17 protein-coding genes are annotated in these 17,560 nt (G+C 64.4%); 12 read left to right on the top strand and 5 right to left on the bottom strand.

Annotated features, from left to right (window positions below):
* Positions 1–828: a transporter substrate-binding domain-containing protein gene (locus DIE02_RS22720; RefSeq protein ID WP_124484790.1), complete on the bottom strand. Its 828-nt coding sequence runs from the start codon at positions 826–828 to the stop codon at positions 1–3.
* Positions 829–1,307: 479 nt separating this feature from the next.
* Here DIE02_RS22720 and DIE02_RS22715 point away from each other — a divergent pair, with 479 nt between their 5' ends.
* The 12 genes from DIE02_RS22715 (at position 1,308) to DIE02_RS22660 (ending at position 14,097) form a co-directional block, all read left to right on the top strand.
* On the top strand, positions 1,308–2,246 hold the full coding sequence (locus DIE02_RS22715; RefSeq protein WP_124484789.1) for a LysR family transcriptional regulator: 939 nt from the start codon (positions 1,308–1,310) through the stop codon (positions 2,244–2,246).
* Positions 2,247–2,345: 99 nt separating this feature from the next.
* The gene (locus DIE02_RS22710; RefSeq protein ID WP_124484788.1) at positions 2,346–3,494 is read left to right on the top strand and encodes an aromatic ring-hydroxylating dioxygenase subunit alpha; all 1,149 of its coding nucleotides are present in this window, start codon (positions 2,346–2,348) and stop codon (positions 3,492–3,494) included.
* A 52-nt stretch (positions 3,495–3,546) separates the two neighbouring features.
* On the top strand, positions 3,547–4,719 hold the full coding sequence (locus DIE02_RS22705) for an ABC transporter ATP-binding protein (RefSeq protein WP_124484787.1): 1,173 nt from the start codon (positions 3,547–3,549) through the stop codon (positions 4,717–4,719).
* A gap of 2 nt (positions 4,720–4,721) precedes the next feature.
* Entirely contained in the window at positions 4,722–5,780 is a 1,059-nt protein-coding gene (locus tag DIE02_RS22700; protein ID WP_124484786.1) for an ABC transporter substrate-binding protein, read from the top strand.
* Positions 5,781–5,867: 87 nt separating this feature from the next.
* Positions 5,868–7,115: an ABC transporter permease gene (locus DIE02_RS22695; RefSeq protein WP_124485063.1), complete on the top strand. Its 1,248-nt coding sequence runs from the start codon at positions 5,868–5,870 to the stop codon at positions 7,113–7,115.
* 24 nt (positions 7,116–7,139) lie between these two features.
* Entirely contained in the window at positions 7,140–7,973 is an 834-nt protein-coding gene (locus DIE02_RS22690; protein WP_124484785.1) for an ABC transporter permease, read from the top strand.
* A gap of 485 nt (positions 7,974–8,458) precedes the next feature.
* The gene (locus DIE02_RS22685) at positions 8,459–9,808 is read left to right on the top strand and encodes an NAD(P)/FAD-dependent oxidoreductase (protein ID WP_124484784.1); all 1,350 of its coding nucleotides are present in this window, start codon (positions 8,459–8,461) and stop codon (positions 9,806–9,808) included.
* A gap of 55 nt (positions 9,809–9,863) precedes the next feature.
* On the top strand, positions 9,864–10,310 hold the full coding sequence (locus DIE02_RS22680) for a RidA family protein (RefSeq protein ID WP_124484783.1): 447 nt from the start codon (positions 9,864–9,866) through the stop codon (positions 10,308–10,310).
* Position 10,311: 1 nt separating this feature from the next.
* Positions 10,312–10,989, top strand: a complete 678-nt coding sequence (locus tag DIE02_RS22675; RefSeq protein WP_124484782.1) for a DUF1028 domain-containing protein — start codon at positions 10,312–10,314, stop codon at positions 10,987–10,989.
* Positions 10,982–12,148, top strand: a complete 1,167-nt coding sequence (gene argE / locus DIE02_RS22670) for an acetylornithine deacetylase (RefSeq protein WP_124485062.1) — start codon at positions 10,982–10,984, stop codon at positions 12,146–12,148. Before DIE02_RS22675 ends, argE begins: the two co-directional genes overlap by 8 nt.
* A 201-nt stretch (positions 12,149–12,349) precedes the next feature.
* The gene (locus tag DIE02_RS22665; RefSeq protein ID WP_124484781.1) at positions 12,350–13,240 is read left to right on the top strand and encodes an amino acid ABC transporter ATP-binding protein; all 891 of its coding nucleotides are present in this window, start codon (positions 12,350–12,352) and stop codon (positions 13,238–13,240) included.
* On the top strand, positions 13,237–14,097 hold the full coding sequence (locus DIE02_RS22660) for a class II aldolase and adducin N-terminal domain-containing protein (RefSeq protein ID WP_260426174.1): 861 nt from the start codon (positions 13,237–13,239) through the stop codon (positions 14,095–14,097). The genes DIE02_RS22665 and DIE02_RS22660 overlap by 4 nt, the downstream gene beginning before the upstream one ends.
* 110 nt (positions 14,098–14,207) lie before the next feature.
* Here DIE02_RS22660 and DIE02_RS22655 read toward each other — a convergent pair whose 3' ends face one another.
* From DIE02_RS22655 to DIE02_RS22640, 4 genes are all read right to left on the bottom strand, one after another.
* Entirely contained in the window at positions 14,208–14,912 is a 705-nt protein-coding gene (locus tag DIE02_RS22655) for a GntR family transcriptional regulator (RefSeq protein WP_124484780.1), read from the bottom strand.
* 82 nt (positions 14,913–14,994) lie between these two features.
* On the bottom strand, positions 14,995–15,786 hold the full coding sequence (locus DIE02_RS22650) for an aspartate/glutamate racemase family protein (protein ID WP_124484779.1): 792 nt from the start codon (positions 15,784–15,786) through the stop codon (positions 14,995–14,997).
* The gene (locus DIE02_RS22645; protein WP_124484778.1) at positions 15,783–17,027 is read right to left on the bottom strand and encodes a D-amino acid dehydrogenase; all 1,245 of its coding nucleotides are present in this window, start codon (positions 17,025–17,027) and stop codon (positions 15,783–15,785) included. The genes DIE02_RS22650 and DIE02_RS22645 overlap by 4 nt, the downstream gene beginning before the upstream one ends.
* 12 nt (positions 17,028–17,039) lie before the next feature.
* A complete protein-coding gene (locus DIE02_RS22640) occupies positions 17,040–17,387 on the bottom strand; it encodes a RidA family protein (RefSeq protein WP_124484777.1) in 348 nt (115 codons plus the stop codon).
* Between the last annotated feature and the right edge of the window lie 173 nt (positions 17,388–17,560).

Below are 17,560 nucleotides of genomic sequence, written 5' to 3'. Positions count from 1 at the left end.
TCAGTAGTTTGGCGTCGGCATCTCGGCCGGCAGCGCCGTCGCGACACCGAACCACTTGCGCTGCAGCGTGGCGAGTGTGCCATTCTTGTCCAGCGTGACGAGCGCCCCATTGAATGCGCTGGCCAGTGACGTGCTGTCGGCATCCTTGCGCAGCGCATAGGCGAAATAGACTTTCGTGCCGAAGGCGGGTTGCACGACGGAGAACACGGCCGGGCGCTGCTTCGCGACATAGGCGACGTTGGTCAGCGAGTTCGCGACGGCGGCGAGGCGTCCGGCCGCGAGATCCGCATACGCCTGGTTGTTGTCGACATATTCGCGGATCGTCGGCGGCTTCGGCAACGTCGCCGCGTAGCTCTTCAGCTGTTCGAGCTGCGCACTGCCCTTGCCCGCCCCCACCACCTTGCCGGCGATATCGGCCGATATTTTCAAGCTTCCGTCGCTCGCGCGTTTGAGCAGCGCGTCGGTAGCCTCGGCGATCGGCAGCGAGAACGCATAGCGCTCCATCCGTGCCTTCGTTACGGTCAGCGGACCTGCAACCATATCGAACTTGCCGGCGTCGAGACCCGGCAGCACGCTTTCCCACGGCAGATCGACGAAACGCACCTTGACGCCGACGATCTGCCCGACCGCCGCGAACAGGTCCTTGTTGAAGCCAGCCTGCTGGCCGTTCTCCAGAAAATCAAACGGCGCGAACTGCATCTCGGTGCCGACGACGAGCTCGCCGCGCTGCTTGACGCGATCGAGCATGCTGTCCGCATGCGCGGCCACGCTGCCTGCCGCCAGCGTCAATGCCACGAGCAGGGAAGTCCAGGGTTTGAATCGTTTCATCTGTCGTACTCCAGTCGAGGTCGAAATGATGGGATGAAATGCCGGACGTTCGCCAGATCGGCCCTTGGCCGAGCGCATCCGCCGCCGTCAGCTGAATCTACGTGGACAATTTGTCGGCGAAAATATTGTTTTCCGATCCACACGGAAGCTTTTATCTATGAAGCCCGTGTAGCCGAGGCATGCCAATGGATCACAGTGGCCGTTCGCCACGTCGATCGCAAAAAATCGGACCATGGGCTTCCAGGGCAGCGCACACGCGAATTGCACGATTTTGACGCGCGCCGCACCAACACGATTCATTCTTCCCCCCGATAAAGTGCATTGCCCGAAAGAAGCGGAACCCGATAAATCGTCGGCATAAAAGCGCAAAGCAAAAAATTATGAAAGACTCCAATATCAATGTTTTTGGCTATGCAAAATGAGCGGCACGTCCCGTCAAGCGGACCGTTCCCGATTGAATCCTGTGCGAGCCCTGCTTCATGGAAAACATTGCATTGCGGTATTCGCTGCGCCAGTTGCGCTACTTCGTCGTCACCGCCGAAACCTTGTCGTTTACCGCGGCGGCACGTCAGCTGCACATCTCGCAACCGTCGATCTCGACCTCGATAGGCGAGCTGGAATCGTCATTCGGCATCCAGCTGTTCATTCGCCATCGCGCGAGCGGTGTGTCCTTGACGCCAGCGGGACGCGACGTGCTCGGCCAGGTGCGCAACCTGCTGAAAAACGCGGAGGAACTGCAGACGATGGCGCGTGAAATGGACGGCGGCATGACGGGCACGATTGCGCTCGGTTGCCTCGTCTCGCTTGCGCCGCCGCTGATGCCGGCGATCATGAGCCGCTTCGTCACCGAGCACGGCGGTATCGGCTTTCGCACCATCGAGGCCAACCAGGACGATCTGCTGCAGGCATTGACCAACGGCACGCTGGACATGGCGCTCACCTACAGCCTCGACCTGACCGAAGACATTGCGTTCACGCCGCTCGTCACGTTGCCGCCATATGCGATCCTGCCGCTCGGACACCGGCTCACGCGCAGCAAGAAGGTTGCGCTCGCCGATCTGCTCAACGAGCCCTATGTTCTGCTCGATCTGCCGCACAGCCGCGAGTATTTCGCCGGACTGTTCGATCCGCTCGGCCGACGCCCGTCGCCGACGTTCCGCTCGTCGCAGCCGGAAGTCGTGCGCGGCATGGTGGCCAACGGTCTTGGCTTCAGCATTCTGAATTTCCCGCTTCGTTCGACCAGCACGGTCGACGGTTCAAACTTTGCCATCCGGCCGTTTCGCGACGACGTCACGTCGATCACCCTCGGCATCGCGATGTCCCGCTACATGAAGCCGCGCCAGCTGGTCACGCGCTTCGCGCAATTCTGCGAGACCTACATACCTGAAGTGCACATCCAGGCAACGCCAGCTGAATAGGAAAAAACTGGCAGTCACATCCGAAAAGAATAGTTGGTCTTGGATTTTGACTTGCTAAATTGCTCGTCACTTGATCAGTGTCCTTGTTTCGGAGCCAGGATGAGCACCATTCCCGCAGCACGTCAGGCTGTCGACGCGATCGTGCGCGATCTGAAGGGCAATTGTGAACGCGACTTTGGCGATGCCCGCGCGATGCCGCCGGCGGTCTACACATCGCCGGAATTTCTCGAGCGCGAACAGCAAACGATCTTCCGCAACGAATGGCTGTGCATGGGGCGTGCGACAGCGCTGCCGAATCCGGGCGACTTCCTGACCGCCGAGATCGCCGATCAGCCGATCATCGTGATCCGCCGCGAGGACGGCACGCTGCGCGCGATGTCGAATGTCTGCCTGCATCGGATGTCGACGCTGCTCGAAGGTCGCGGCAATGTGCGCCGGATCGTCTGTCCATACCATGCATGGAACTATTCGCTCGACGGCGATCTGCGGGGCGCACCGATGATGGACAGGCAGGACGGTTTCTGCAAGGACACCTACAGGCTGCCGCAGGTGCGCTGCGAGATCTGGCAAGGCTGGATTTACGTCACGCTCGATCACGACGCTCCGCCCGTCGCGACGCAGTTGAAGGAACTCGACGAGCTGATCGCCGACTACGATATGTCGTCCTATGTCGAGACCTTCCACGAGGAACACGTGTGGAACACGAACTGGAAGATCCTCGCGGAAAACTTCATGGAAAGCTACCACCTGCCGATGCTGCATCGCGCGACGGTGGGCCCGCATTCGAAGCTCGACGAGATGGAGTGTCCGCCGGGGCGGCCGGCCTTCAACTATCACTGGATCACGAAGGAAGCATCGCTGCCGATCGGCAACGCCCATCCAAACAACACCCGTCTGCAAGGCCAGTGGCGCAAGACGACTGCCCTGCTCGCGATCTACCCGACCCATCTCGTCACGCTGACACCGGGCTATTTCTGGTATCTGGTCCTGCAACCGTTGGGCGTCGATCGCGTGCACATCCGCTTCGGCGGCGGCTTGTCGCCGGAATTCATCGACGATCCGCAGGCAGCCGGATACATGGCAACGCTGAAGACACTGCTCGACGAAGTCAATCTCGAAGACCGGCGCGGTGTCGAGGCAGTGTTCCGCGGCGTGCACGCACCGCTCGCGAAACCCGGCCATCTGAGTCACCTGGAGCGGCCGAATTACGACTTCGCACGTTATCTCGCGTCGCGCGTGGCAACCTGAAACGTCGCCGGATCGCGACGCAGTCCGACACATCATCTCATTGAATCTTTCGATGGCCAGTCAACCCTACATTTCGTTCGTCGGCGTCAGCAAGTCTTACGACGGCCGGCATGCGGTCGTCGACGGACTCGATCTCGACATCGATCAGGGTGAATTCGTGTCGCTGCTGGGGCCGTCCGGCTCCGGCAAGACGACGACCCTGATGATGCTCGCCGGCTTCGAAACACCGACCGACGGCACCATCCTGCTCGACGGCCGCCGCCTCGACGACAAGCCGCCGCACCTGCGCGACATCGGCATGGTGTTCCAGAACTACGCGCTGTTTCCGCATCTGACGATCGCGGAGAACGTCGCGTTTCCGCTTTCGGTGCGCAAGGCCCCGCGCGACGAACGCAAGGCGCGGGTGAAGCGCGCGCTCGACATGGTCGAGCTGTCGCATCTTGCATCGCGTCGTCCGGCGCAGTTGTCGGGCGGCCAGCAGCAGCGCGTCGCGCTGGCGCGCGCGCTGGTGTTCGAGCCGCGCGTCGTTCTGATGGACGAGCCGCTCGGCGCGCTCGACAAGCGGCTGCGCGAAACGATGCAATACGAAATCATGCGGCTACATCGCGAGCTGTCGCTGACCGTCGTCTACGTGACGCACGACCAGAACGAAGCATTGACGATGTCGGATCGCGTCGCGGTTTTCTCGGACGGTCGCATCCAGCAGGCAGCGACGCCGACCGAGCTGTACGAGAACGCCCAGAACGCGTTTGTCGCGAACTTCGTCGGCGAGAACAACGGTTTGACCGGGCGGGTCGGCGCGCTCGACGGCGAACTCGCCACGCTCGTGCTCGCCACCGGCATGACGATCCGCGGGCGCCGCGGCAGCCATGTCGAGTCCGGTGACGCCGGGACGCTCGCGTTGCGTCCCGAGCGAGCGCAGGTGCTCGCCGCCGGTGCGACCAACCTGCCCGCGGACGTGAACGCACTCGCCGCGACGGTGCGCGACATCGTGTACTGCGGCGATCATCATCGGGTGCTGCTCAAGCTCGGCGGCGACGCCACGATGGTCGTCAAGGTGTCGAACACGCGTCTCGTCGCGCTGCCGCCGATCGGCGCCGCAGCTACGATCGTGTGGCGTTACGACGATTGCAAGGTGCTGTCGTCGGCGGTCGCCCGGGTCTCCAGTTCCGCCGTTCGCTTACCCGTTCCACCCGTTGCCGTGCCCTTCGCCGCTGGAGTCTGAAAATGAAAAACCCCCACTACGCCGTTCTTCGCCGCACCGCGGCGGTCGTGATCGCGCTTGCCGCGCTGCCCGCCACCGCTCATGCAGCGGACACGCTGTCCGTCGTCACGTTTGGCGGCGCCTATGAGACGGCCGCGCGTCAAGCGTGGTTCGATCCGTTCACTGCGAAGACCGGTACGAAATTCGAAACCGAGTCCTACGACGGCGGTCTCGCGAAGCTGCAGGCCATGGAACAGGCGAAGAATCCGACCTGGGACCTGATCGACATGGAGACCAACGACGCGATCAATGCATGCGACGAAGGTCTACTCGAGAAATTCGACAGCAAGACGATCGGCAATACCGCGGATTTCCTGCCCGGCGCGCTGCGAGATTGTTCAGTTGCCGCGATGGTCTGGTCGACCATCTACGCTTATGACGCGTCGAAGCTGAAGACTGCGCCGACCACGATCGCCGACTTTTTCGATCTGAAGAAATTCCCCGGCAAGCGCGGCCTCAGGAAATCGCCGAAGGTCACGCTCGAATGGGCGCTGATTGCCGACGGCCTGGCACCGGCCGACGTCTACAAGGCGCTGGTCACGCCTGCCGGAGTCGACCGTGCATTCAAGAAGCTCGATACGATCAAGTCGAGCATCGTCTGGTGGGAAGCCGGTGCGCAGGCGCCGCAACTGCTCGCGGACGGCGCGGTGACCATGGTGCAGGCCTACAACGGCCGGATCGACAGCGCCGTTCACAAGGACAAGAAGCCGTTCAAGACCGTCTGGGACGCGCAGGTGTACGACTACGAATGGTGGGGTGTGCCGAAGGGCGCGAAGCACGCAGCGCTCGCCAAGCAATTCATCGCCGCGTCGTCGCAGCCGCAGGCATTCGCCGACCTGTCGAAGTACATCGCTTATGCGCCTCCGCGCAAGGCCTCGCTGCAACTGATCGACAAGACCCGCCTTGCCGACCTGCCGACCGCGCCTGCGAACTTCAAGCGCCCGATTCAGATCGACGCGAACTTCTGGGCCGACAACGGCGATACGCTGAACAAGCGCTTCCAGACGTGGCTCAGCCAGTAAGCCGAATCTCATCGAAGTCGTAGTGGTTTTGCGCGACGCGTTCCAGCCGGGCCGCGTCGCCCTGGAGTTCCGATGAACGACTCAAGCATGCCCCCCGTGACGGCAGCCGGGCCGGCGCTCGCCGGCGCGCGCGCCGCCAAATTCCGCCAGGCGCGGCGCAAGGCGGCGATGCGCGCGCTGCTGCTGACGCTGCCTCTCCTCGTGTTCCTGCTCGCGACGTTCATCGCGCCGATCGCCTCGCTGCTCGCGCGCAGCGTGCGCAATCCGGAGCTGTCCGATGCCATGCCGGCTTTCGCGCAAACGCTGCGTCAATGGGACGGCCGGGGCTTGCCGGGCGATTCCGCCTTCGCAGCGCTCGCCACCGCGCTGAAAAGCGCGTCCGACGCCGGCACGCTCGGCAACGTGGCGCGCCGGATGAACTTCTACCAGCCGGAATTCCGCAGCCTGCTGCTGAAGTCGGCCCGAGCGGTGCGGGCTCAGGACGTCGTCACGGCCTGGAAACCGGTCCTGCTCGCTGCCGATGACCGCTGGGGCGAGCCCGAAACGTGGCGCCTGCTGAAACGCGCATCGTCGCGCTGGACGCCCGACTATTTGCTGAACGGCGTGGACGCACAGGTTTCCCCCGCGGGCGCGATTCATGGCGTGCCCGCGAGCGGCGCGGTGTATCGCACGGCGTTCGTGCGCACGGTGTCGATCAGCGCAACCGTCACGCTGCTGTGCCTGCTGTTCGCGTATCCGGTGTCGTGGCTGCTCGCCAATCTGCCGGCGAAACAGGGCAACCGCCTGATGCTGTTCGTGATCGTGCCGTTCTGGACCTCGCTGCTCGTGCGCACGACGGCGTGGTACGTGCTGCTGCAACCGGGCGGCGTGATCAATCGCGTGCTGCTCGCACTGCATGTGGTCGATCATCCGATGCAACTCATCTTCAATCGTGCCGGCGTGCTGATCGGCATGACTCACGTACTGCTGCCCTACATGATTCTCGCGATCTACTCGGTGATGAAAAGCGTGCCGCCGATCTACATGCGCGCCGCGCAGTCGCTCGGTGCCCACCCGGTGGTGGCGTTCTTCCGCGTGTATGTGCCGCAGACGCTGCCCGGCATCGGCGCCGGCTGCTTTCTCGTGTTCGTGCTGGCGCTCGGTTATTACATCACGCCGGCGCTGCTCGGCGGCGCCGGTGACGAGATGATCAGCCAGTTGATCGCGTCGCAAACCAACGACCAACTGAACTGGGGTCTTGCGGGTGCGTTGTCCGCGTATCTCGTGATCTTCACCGCCGTGTTCTATTTCATCTTCAACCGGCTCGTCGGCATCGACCGGCTCCGATTCGGCTGACGCCTGACGTCACTGGAGCGCCCCGTGTCCGTCAATCCCAACAGTCTTCCGTCGACGCGCGTTGCTACCGCATGGGTGCGCATTCATTGCGCGCTCGTGCTGTTCTTTCTGGTCGCGCCGATCCTCGTGATCATTCCGCTGTCGTTCAACTCGGGGGCGTACTTCTCGTATCCGATGGACGGCTTCTCGCTGCGCTGGTATGCGCAGGCATTCGGCAGCCCGGACTGGCAGCGTGCGTTTATGAACAGCATCGCGATCGGCTGCGCATCGACCGCGATTGCGACCGGTCTCGGCACACTCGCCGCCATCGGCCTCGCACGGGACGACTTCCCGTTCCGTTCGCTGATCATGCCGCTCCTGATTTCGCCGATGATCATCCCGATCGTCGTGGTCGCGGCCGGTTTCTATCTGATCTTCGCGCCGCTTGGGCTGGTCAATTCGTATCCGGGCGTGATCCTCGCGCATGCGGCGCTCGGCACGCCGTTCGTGGTGATCACGGTGACGGCGTCCCTGCTGTCGTTCGATCAGAGCCTGTTGCGCGCGGCCGCCAATCTTGGCGCCGCACCGTGGACTACCTTTCGGCGCGTGACGCTGCCGTTGATCCTGCCCGCCGTCGCGACGGGCGGCGTGTTCGCGTTCGCGACCTCGTTCGACGAGGTGATCGTGATCCTGTTCATCGGCGGGCCGGACCAGCGCACCGTGCCCCGGCAAATGTGGAGCGGCATTCGCGATCAGATCGATCCGTCGATTCTCGCCGTCGCCACCGTGCTGATCGTGTTCGCGCTTCTGCTCTTCACCAGTATCAACTGGCTGCGCGGCCGAGCTCAGGCAGCGAGCGCCGCGCGCGAGCCGGCCTAGTTGGCTTTCCGTCCTGGCCGGCCGGCGCTGCGCGACCATTGCCGTGCCGCCGCGCTTTCGCGAAACCCGCGCGCCTGGCGCGATTGCCCGCACCGTCCCGGCTTTTGCCTTTGTCCAATGATGGCCCCGGCGCGCCCAGGCTTGCGCGTTCACCGCGCAACTTGATCGAAACGCGCCGTCAGCGTCCGGTGCAAGTGGCTTCGGACCGAGGTGCCTTATTCATGTACATGTCTGCATAGCCAAACCTGATGCAAAGCATTTTTTAAATATATTTTTCGGATTCTCTCGACAGGCGTAGATTTTCCCGAAGACCGCGCAATTCAACGCGAGGAAGGCCTTGCGACTCGGATCGGTTCGAACTGCGGATTCACTTCCGTTCCTTTCCCGCACGATACAAGCGTCGACCCGTCGCGTCGTGAGCGTTGTGACGAAGACGGATTCCAGCCCATGAACAACCAAATCGATACGCATCAGGAAGAATCATCATGACCGTGGAAGTCACATCAATCGATACGCTGGTGGTCGGCGCCGGGCAAGCCGGTGTCGCGATGAGCGAACACCTTGGTGCACTCGGCGTGCCGCATCTCGTGCTTGAACGCGATCGCATCGCGGAACGCTGGCGCACCGGCCGCTGGGATTCGCTGGTTGCAAACGGTCCGGCCTGGCATGACCGCTTTCCGAACCTGACGATCGGCGGCGTCGATCCGGACGGCTTTGCGACGAAGGACCAGATGGTCGACTACTTCGTCGAATACGCGAAGATGATCGACGCGCCGATCCGCACCGGCGTCGAGGTCAAGCGCGTGGTGCGTAATGCCGGCCGCCAGGGTTTCGTCGTCGAGACTTCCGACGGGACCCTCCACGCAAACCGGGTCGTGGTTGCGACCGGCCCGTTCCAGCGGCCGATCATTCCGGCCATCGCACCGGTCGACCCGGCCCTGACGCAGATTCATTCGGCCGACTATCGCAATCCCGCACAACTGCCCGCCGGCAACGTGCTGGTCGTCGGCGCCGGCTCGTCGGGTGTACAGATCGCCGACGAGTTGCAACGTTCGGGCCGCCAGGTCTATCTGTCGGTCGGTCCGCACGACCGTCCGCCGCGCGCCTATCGCGGCCGCGATTTCTGCTGGTGGCTCGGCGTGCTGGGTCTGTGGGACATGGAAGTGATGAGCCCCGGACGCGCGCACGTGACGATCGCCGTCAGCGGCGCGGATGGCGGCCACACGGTCGATTTCCGTCGCCTCGCGCACCAGGGCGTGACGCTCGTCGGCCTGACGAAGTCCTTCGATCACGGTGTCGTCACGTTCGAAGAGGATCTCGCCGCGAACATCACGGCCGGCGACGAAAACTATCTGTCGCTGCTGGACGCGGCCGACGCCTATGTCGCGAGCAACGGTCTCGATCTGCCGGAAGAGCCCGACGCGCGTCGGATCCCGGCCGATCCGGCATGCGTGACCCACCCGCTCGCCGGCCTCGACCTCGCTGCGGCGGGCGTTACGTCGATCATCTGGGCAACCGGTTACGCGAACGATTATGCGTGGCTGCAGGTCGATGCCTTCGACGAGAACGGCAAACCGAAACATCAACGCGGCGTGTCGAAGGAGCCCGGCGTCTATTTCGTCGGTCTGCCGTGGCTGTCGCGTCGCGGCTCCGCGTTCATCTGGGGCGTCTGGCACGACGCGAAGCATGTGGCCGGGCATATCGCGACGCAGCGCAGCTATCAGAGCTATCACGAATCCGCGGCGCAACGTGTGACGAAACCCGCGCAGCGCGACGTCGCTCCGGCTGAGCCGGAAGTCACGCTACCCATGGTGACCCGGGCCGCCGCGCACTGATCGTCGCACCGAGCCGAACCGCGTAGTTTATTGAACCCCCTTCCCGGAATTCACGATGAGCCAGCCTACCCACACCCGTATCCGCATGTTCAATACAAAGGATACCTATCCGAACCAGACGCTCGACAACGACCTGTGCCAGGCCGTGCGCGCCGGCAATACCGTGTACGTGCGCGGTCAGGTCGGCACCGATTTCGACGGCAACCTGATCGGCCTCGGCGATCCGCGCGCGCAGGCCGAGCAGGCGATGAAGAACGTGAAGCAGTTGCTGGAGGAAGCCGGCAGCGACATCACGCACATCGTGAAGACGACGACCTACCTGATCGACCCGCGCTATCGCGAGCCGGTGTATCAGGAAGTCGGCAAGTGGCTGAAGGGTGTCTATCCGATCTCGACGGGACTCGTCGTGTCGGCGCTCGGCCAGCCGCAGTGGCTGATGGAGATCGACGTGATCGCCGTGATTCCCGATGGCTGGCAGCCGGCGCCCGCGACCGGAGTGTGACATGACGTTCTCGATCGTCGGACGGTGTGCCGAAACCGGACAACTCGGCATCGCGATCAGTTCATCGAGCATTGCGGTCGGCGCGCGCTGTCCATGGGTTCGCGCCGGCATCGGCGCCGTGGCGACGCAGAACGTCACGCTGCCGTCGCTCGGCCCGCAGGTTCTCGATCTGCTCGGCGGCGGCGCGCCGGACCCCGCGCAGGCGCTCGAGGCCGCGCTTGCCACCGACCGCTGGCGCGACTATCGGCAACTCGCCGTAGTCGATGCGCAGGGGCGGGCCGCGTTCCAGACCGGCGCACATGCGCTCGGTCTGCACCATGCGGTGGCGGGCGAGCAATGCGTCGCCGCCGGCAACATGCTGGCGAGCCGCGACGTGATCGACGCCATGGTGCCTGCGTTCGAGAACACCCCCGGCCTGCTCGCCGACCGTCTGCTCGCCGCGATGCAGGCGGCGATCGACGCCGGCGGCGAAGCCGGCCCGGTCCATTCGGCCGCGCTCAAGATCGCCGATACGCAGGTGTGGCCGCTTGTCGACCTGCGGGTCGACTGGACCGATGACGCGCCGATCGCCGCGCTCGCCGCGCTATGGCACGCCTATCGTCCGCAGATGCAGGATTACGTCACTCGCGCGCTCGATCCGACCGCGGCACCGAGCTACGGAGTACCAGGCGATGAGTGAGTCGACCCGCCCGACCAGCCGCGCGCTGCTCGCCAAGCTGATCGCATTCGAAACGGTCAGCCGCGATTCGAACCTCGCGATGGTCGAGTTCATCCGCGACTATCTGGCCGGCTACGGCATCGACAGCGAGCTGTTCTACAACAACGAGCGCAGCAAGGCCAACCTGTTCGCGACCATCGGGCCGCGCGATCGCGGCGGCATCCTCCTGTCGGGCCATACGGATGTCGTGCCCGCGGACGGCCAGGCGTGGACCGTCGAGCCGTTCGAGATGAGCGAGCGTGACGGCCGGCTGTACGGCCGCGGCACCGCGGACATGAAAGGCTTTCTCGCTTCGGTGCTGGCGGCAGTGCCGATGTTCGTCGAGCGCCGGTTGACGCTACCGATCCATCTGGGCTTTTCGTATGACGAGGAGATCGGCTGTCTCGGCGTGCGCCCGATGCTGACCGAACTCGCAACGCGTCCGCACCGGCCTGTTCTGTGCGTGATCGGCGAGCCCACCGAACTGAAGCCGGTGCTGGGCCACAAGGGCAAGCTGGCGATGCGGTGCCACGTCAAGGGTGCCGCGTGCCATTCGGCGTATGCACCCTACGGCGTCAATGCGATCCAGTACGCGGCCCGTCTGATCAACCGGCTGGAGGAGATCGGCGACCGCCTCGCTCAACCGGAACATCACGACGAGCGTTTCGATCCGCCGTCTTCGACGGTGCAGACCGGCGTGATTCGCGGTGGCAAGGCGCTCAACATCGTCCCCGAGGCGTGCGAGTTCGATTTCGAAGTGCGCACGCTGCCGGGCTTCGACGCCGAGCAGGTGATCGACGAATTGCAGGCCTACGCGCAGGAACACCTGACACCGAAGATGCGCGCGGTCAGCGCGGACTGCGACATCCGGATGCAACCGCTGTCGGCCTATCCCGGCCTTGCGACGCCCGACGACGGCGACGCAGCCCGCCTGTTGGCGATCCTCAGCGGATCCAGCGCGTTCGGCACCGTTGCGTTCGGCACCGAAGGGGGGCTGTTCGGAGCGGCCGGCATCCCCACCGTGGTCTGTGGGCCCGGCAGCATGGATCAGGGCCACAAGCCGGACGAGTTCGTCACCGTCGAGCAATTGCGTGACTGCGATGCGATGCTGCGGCGCCTGGCGGATCATCTTTCCTCATAAAGACCGGCGGCCCGCTTGGCCCGGCTCGCGGCAGGTCGGGTACGGCGCCGGTTTGCATAGGGAAAACTTTCGACCTGCATCCAAAAAGAGTTTTTTTCTATCAATATCGACCGCGTAAAGTCGATCCATCGCCTTGGCATCCCGTCTATTGCGCCGCATCGGGCCCGCACGGCTCGATGACCCTACCTGATCGAGGTATTTATGAACGCAGTCAGCCACATTCACGAAAGCGAGCTTGCCGTGACGCGTGCCTGCGCATCCGCGTCACCGCTCATCGAGGTCGACGGCCTGCACAAACGTTTCGGTGACGTCGATGTGCTGCGCGGCATCGACATCTCGATCGAGCGTTCCGAAGTGGTCTGCCTGATCGGCCCCTCGGGCTCGGGCAAGAGCACGCTGCTGCGCTGCATGGCGGCGCTCGAAACCTACGATCACGGGACCATCCTGATCGAGGGCGAGACGCTCGGATATGTCGAGCGCAACGGCGCGCGCGTGCGCGCCTCGTCCGGCGAGATCAACCGCGTGCGCCGCAACATCGGCATGGTGTTCCAGCAGTTCAACCTGTGGCCGCACATGACCGTCCTCGGCAATGTCACCGAAGCACTGCGGCGCGTGCGCCGGATGCCGGCCGCCGCGGCGAACGAGATCGGTGGCCGCATGCTCGAGATGGTCGGGATGTCCCACAAGGCGGATGCCTATCCGCTGAAACTGTCGGGCGGCCAGCAGCAGCGTGTCGCCATCGCTCGCGCGCTGGCGATGGAGCCAAACATCATGCTGTTCGACGAGCCGACTTCCGCACTGGATCCGGAACTCGTCGGTGAAGTGCTGCAGGTGATGAAGCAGCTCGCCCGTGACGGCATGACGATGGTCGTCGTCACGCACGAGATGGGCTTCGCTGCTCAGATGGCCGACCGCGTGGTGTTTCTCGATCATGGCCGGATCGCCGTGAGCGGCGCGCCGGGCGAGGTGTTCCGCCGCTCCGAGAATCCGCGCCTGCAGCAGTTCTTGCAGAACTACCGCGACCGCAACGCGTTCTGGAACGCTACCGACACGAGTGCGGCCACGGACAGCGTCGTCACCGGGAGTCGGTGAACGAACCCCGCAACCCACGCACGCCGGTTTTGGCGAGGCCGGCATCTCTGCCACAGCCTCTTTGGTGTGGCGATCAACGCAAAATCCTTCACTTGCACCTGCACGTTCGGCGCCCTTCTCTACCGATCTTTCCCATGAACGAACTCCAGCTTCGCATCGATCTCGCGGCCGCCTTCCGCTCTTTCGCCCGCTTGGGCATGCATGAAGCGGTCGCGAACCACTTCAGCCTCGCCGTTTCCGACGACGGCTGCCGCTTCCTGATGAACCCCAAATGGATGCACTTCTCGCGCATCCGTGCGAGCGATCTGGTCCTGCTCGATGCCGACGATCCGTCGAGTCTTCAGAACGGCAGAATCGATCCGACCGCGTGGGCGATCCACGGTCAGTTGCACAAGCGCTTGCCGCACGTGCGCGTGGCGATGCACCTGCACCCGGTGTTCGCCACCGCGATCTCTACGCTGAGCGATCCGACAATCCTGCCGATCGAACAAAATACCGCACGTTATTTCAATCGCGTCGCGCTCGATACGGCGTTCTCCGGCATGGCCGACACCGAAGACGAGGGCGCGCGCCTCGTGGCGCTGCTGAAAGACAAATCGCGCCTGATGATGGGCAACCACGGCGTGCTGGTGACGGCGCCGACGGTCGGCGAAGCCTTCGACGACATGTACACGCTCGAACGCGCCTGCCAGATCCTCGTCAACGCATATGCGACGGGCAAGCCGATCAACGTGCTGTCCGACGAAGTGGCCGAGAAAACGGCTCGGGACTGGGAACGTTTCCGCGATTTCTCGATCGCTCATTTCGACGAGATGAAGCGGATTCTCGACGTCGAGGAACCGTCTTATCGCGAGTGACCGGTAGGGCTGCGCCGGAGGTTGCGGTTGAAGATCCGCGCCCCGTCCTCCTTTGCCTTGCGTCTCGTCGGTGCGGCCCCGCGATGCGCGTGTGCGTCGCGGACCGCCCGTTATTTCGCGTACAGTTTGACGACGCTCGCTTCCACGACCCGCGTGATTTCCTCCATCCGCCAGCGGATGTGCGTGTCGGTCAACGCAACGCACCGTTCGGTGTCGCGCGCGGCGAGCGCGTCCAGGATCTCCAGGTGCTCGGTGAAGGCCTCGTCGCGCCGTTGATCGACGTCGACCCATCGCACGTAGTGAATCCGCGCGTTGATTCCCTGCAGTACGCGCCCGATCTCCGCATTGCCCGACAGCGCGGCAAGCTCCAGGTGAAACAGTTCGTCCTTCAGGACGAGCTCCGACGACGGCATCCGCGATGCGCTCTTCATCACCTGCCGCCAGAAGCGGCGCAGTGTCTTGATGTCGTTGTCGGACGCCCGTTCGCACGCGAGCATCACCGCGGTCGACTCGATCGAACGCCTCAGCTCAAAGAGATCGAACACGTCTTTCCCTTCCAGTTGGCGGATGAAGAATCCGCGATTCGGCACGAAGACCAGCAGGTTCTCCGCGACGAGACGGTTCAGTGCTTCCCGGATCGGCGTGCGGCTGACGTCGAACCGTTCCGCCAGTTCAAGCTCGTTGACCCGCTCGCCCGGCCGGATCTTGTACAGCACGGCCATCTGCTTCAACTGCTCGTAAATCTCGTTGACCGTAAGGCCCGCGCGCCTGGGCGCCATAGCCTCGCGGCCGCCAAGCACGGAATTCGCTGCCATCTCGCCTCCTCCTTCGTCTGTCGGCGACCGTCATTATCGACCATGGACCGGCCTGCGGACGCTTCGGGTGCTTCTGCCACCGTCATTGCATCAACAGGCGTCCGAAGCCTGGCACCGGATCGTCGACGCCCGCGAGCCGCAGCGCATGCCACGCGAGCGCGTGATTGCTCGACAGGACCGGCTTGCCGGCGCGCGCCTCGATCTCCGCGAGCGCGTCGACTAGCCTAAGGCTCGTGCACGACACGAACACCGCATCCACCGCCGGATCGGCGGCCAGCGCCAGCACCGCGCGCTCGATGGAAGCGCGGTCGATCCGCGCCACCTCGTTGTCGTCGCGATGCTCGAACGAACCCGCCCTGACGACGTCGACGCCGCGCGCGCGCAGGTAGGCGGCCATGGCTTCGTTGATCGGGCGCTCGTACGGCGTGAGAAGCGCAACGCCGCGCGCACCCAGCGCGCCCAGCGCGACCCGTGCCGCGGTGATCGGCGTCGTGCACGCCACGCCCGGCCGCGCTTCGCGAATCCGCTCGAACACGCGCTCCTCGCCGAGCACCGTCGACGCGGACGTGCAGCCGAACGCGACCACGTCGAGACGTTCGCCGGGGCGGATCAACTCGACGGCCGCCGCGATCCCGCCGTCCATCCGCGCGAGCGTCTCCGCGGTGATGTCGGCGGAGTTCGCGATCCGGCTCTCGTAGAACGCGACGCCGTCGAGCGAGAGCACGCGCCGCCATTCGTATTCGATCGTATGGTCGGTCGCGAGCACGACGAGCCCGATCGCCGCGCGGCGCGCGATGCCCGCATCGAGCGAGAAGCCGAAGCGCGCGTACGAACCGGCGCCATGCTGCACTGGGGTCGAAAGAAGTTCGCTCACTGGAGTGTCATCCCGGTAATGTCGATGTCGGGCTGCCGGCCGTGGATCAGGTCGGCGACGATCTTCGCGGTACCGCACGACATCGTCCAGCCCATGTGGCCGTGCCCGGTGTTGAGAAAGAGATTGCGATGGCGGGTCGCACCGATGATCGGCGTGCCTTCCGGCGTCATCGGCCGCAACCCCGCCCAGTACGACGGCTTCGTGTAGTCGGCGCCGTTCGGAAACAGCGCCCGCGCGGTCGCCAGCATGTGCGCGAAGTCCGCGGGCGTGTGGGTCGTGTCGTAGCCGCTGAATTCGGCCGTCGCGGTCAGGCGCAGCCGATCGCCGAACCGCGCCCACGCGACGAGCTGGTTTTCCTCGACGCCGCCGAGCGTCGGCGGCTCGTGGCGTGCATCGATCGGCAGCGTGACCGAATAGCCTTTCACCGGATAGATCGGCAATCGGTAGCCGAGCGCGCGCGCGACGAACGGCGAGTACGAGCCGAGCGCGAGCACATAGCGGTCGCCGCTCACGCGGCCCTGCGACGTCTGCACGTAGTCCACCGCGTCCGCATGCGCGCGCACGCCGTCGATCGTTGCGCCGAAACGGAACTCGACGCCGAGCGCGCGGCAGCGTTCGGCGAGCGCCCGGGTGAACAGGTGCGCATCGCCGCTCTCGTCGGACGGACAGTAGATCGCACCGGCAATCGCGTCCGCCGCGCCGGCGAGCGCGGGCTCGCGCTCGATCACCGCGCGCAAATCGAGCGTCTCGAGCGGCAGGCCGTTGTCGGACAGAATCCGCATGTTCGCGACGCCGCGCTCGAACGATGCGGGATCCCGGTACAGGTACAGCAAACCGCTGCTGATCCGGTCGTACGCGAGGGCCTCGTCGCGGGTCGCCGACTGGAGCTGCTGCTGCGCATAGCGGCACAGCCGCACCTTGATCGACGTGTTCCTGCGCGAGCGCTCCGCCGTGCAGTTCCGCAGGAACAGGCGACACCACGCCCACATCCGCCAGTCCGGCGACCATTTGAGACGCAACGCCTGCCCGTCCGAAAACAGCGACTTGAGCAGGATCTTCGGCGCCCGCGGGGATGCCCACGTATAGGAATGCCCCGGCGCGATCAGTCCCGCGTTCGCGAAGCTCGTCTCGAGCGCGACGCCGTCGCGCCGGTCGACCACCACGACCTCGTCGCCGGCCTTCGCGAGAAAGTACGCGGTCGTCACACCGACGATGCCGCCTCCGAGCACGACCGTCCTCATGACTCGTCTCCGCTAGAGCGCAGCGATCGCCGCGATTTCGACCGTGTACTCGGGAAACGCGAGCGCCGATTCCACGCATGCGCGCGCCGGCGCATCGCCCTGCGCCACCCATGCATCCCAGACCCGGTTCATGTCGGCAAAGCTCCGGTGATCGGCCAGCCAGATACTCGCGGACACGATCCGGCGCTTGTCGAGCCCCGCGCCGTCGAGCAGCCGGTCGATCTTGTCGAGGATCTGGCGTGTCTGGCCGGCGACGTCGAGCGCGGTGTCATCGGCCACCTGTCCGGCAATGAACGCGAAGCCGCCCGCCACCACGAGCTGGCTCATCCGTTCCCCCGCGCCATAGCGCTTGATGTCCATCGCACTGCCTCCGTTTCCGTGTCGAGTCGGTTGAATTCTAAGCATCCATATTCATCACTGTATACACTTTTTTCGAAAAGATTCGACATTGACCCAATCTGGCGCATCTGCCCGTCGCTGGTGTTTACAGTCGCTCTTGTTGTGCGTCTAGTGCGCTAAAACAAGGCATTTTC

This window comes from Burkholderia sp. Bp8991 (assembly GCF_003853795.1).
GTDB lineage: Bacteria > Pseudomonadota > Gammaproteobacteria > Burkholderiales > Burkholderiaceae > Burkholderia.
Note: the sequence above shows the minus strand (reverse complement) of the source record. Positions and strands in the feature narration are given on the sequence as shown.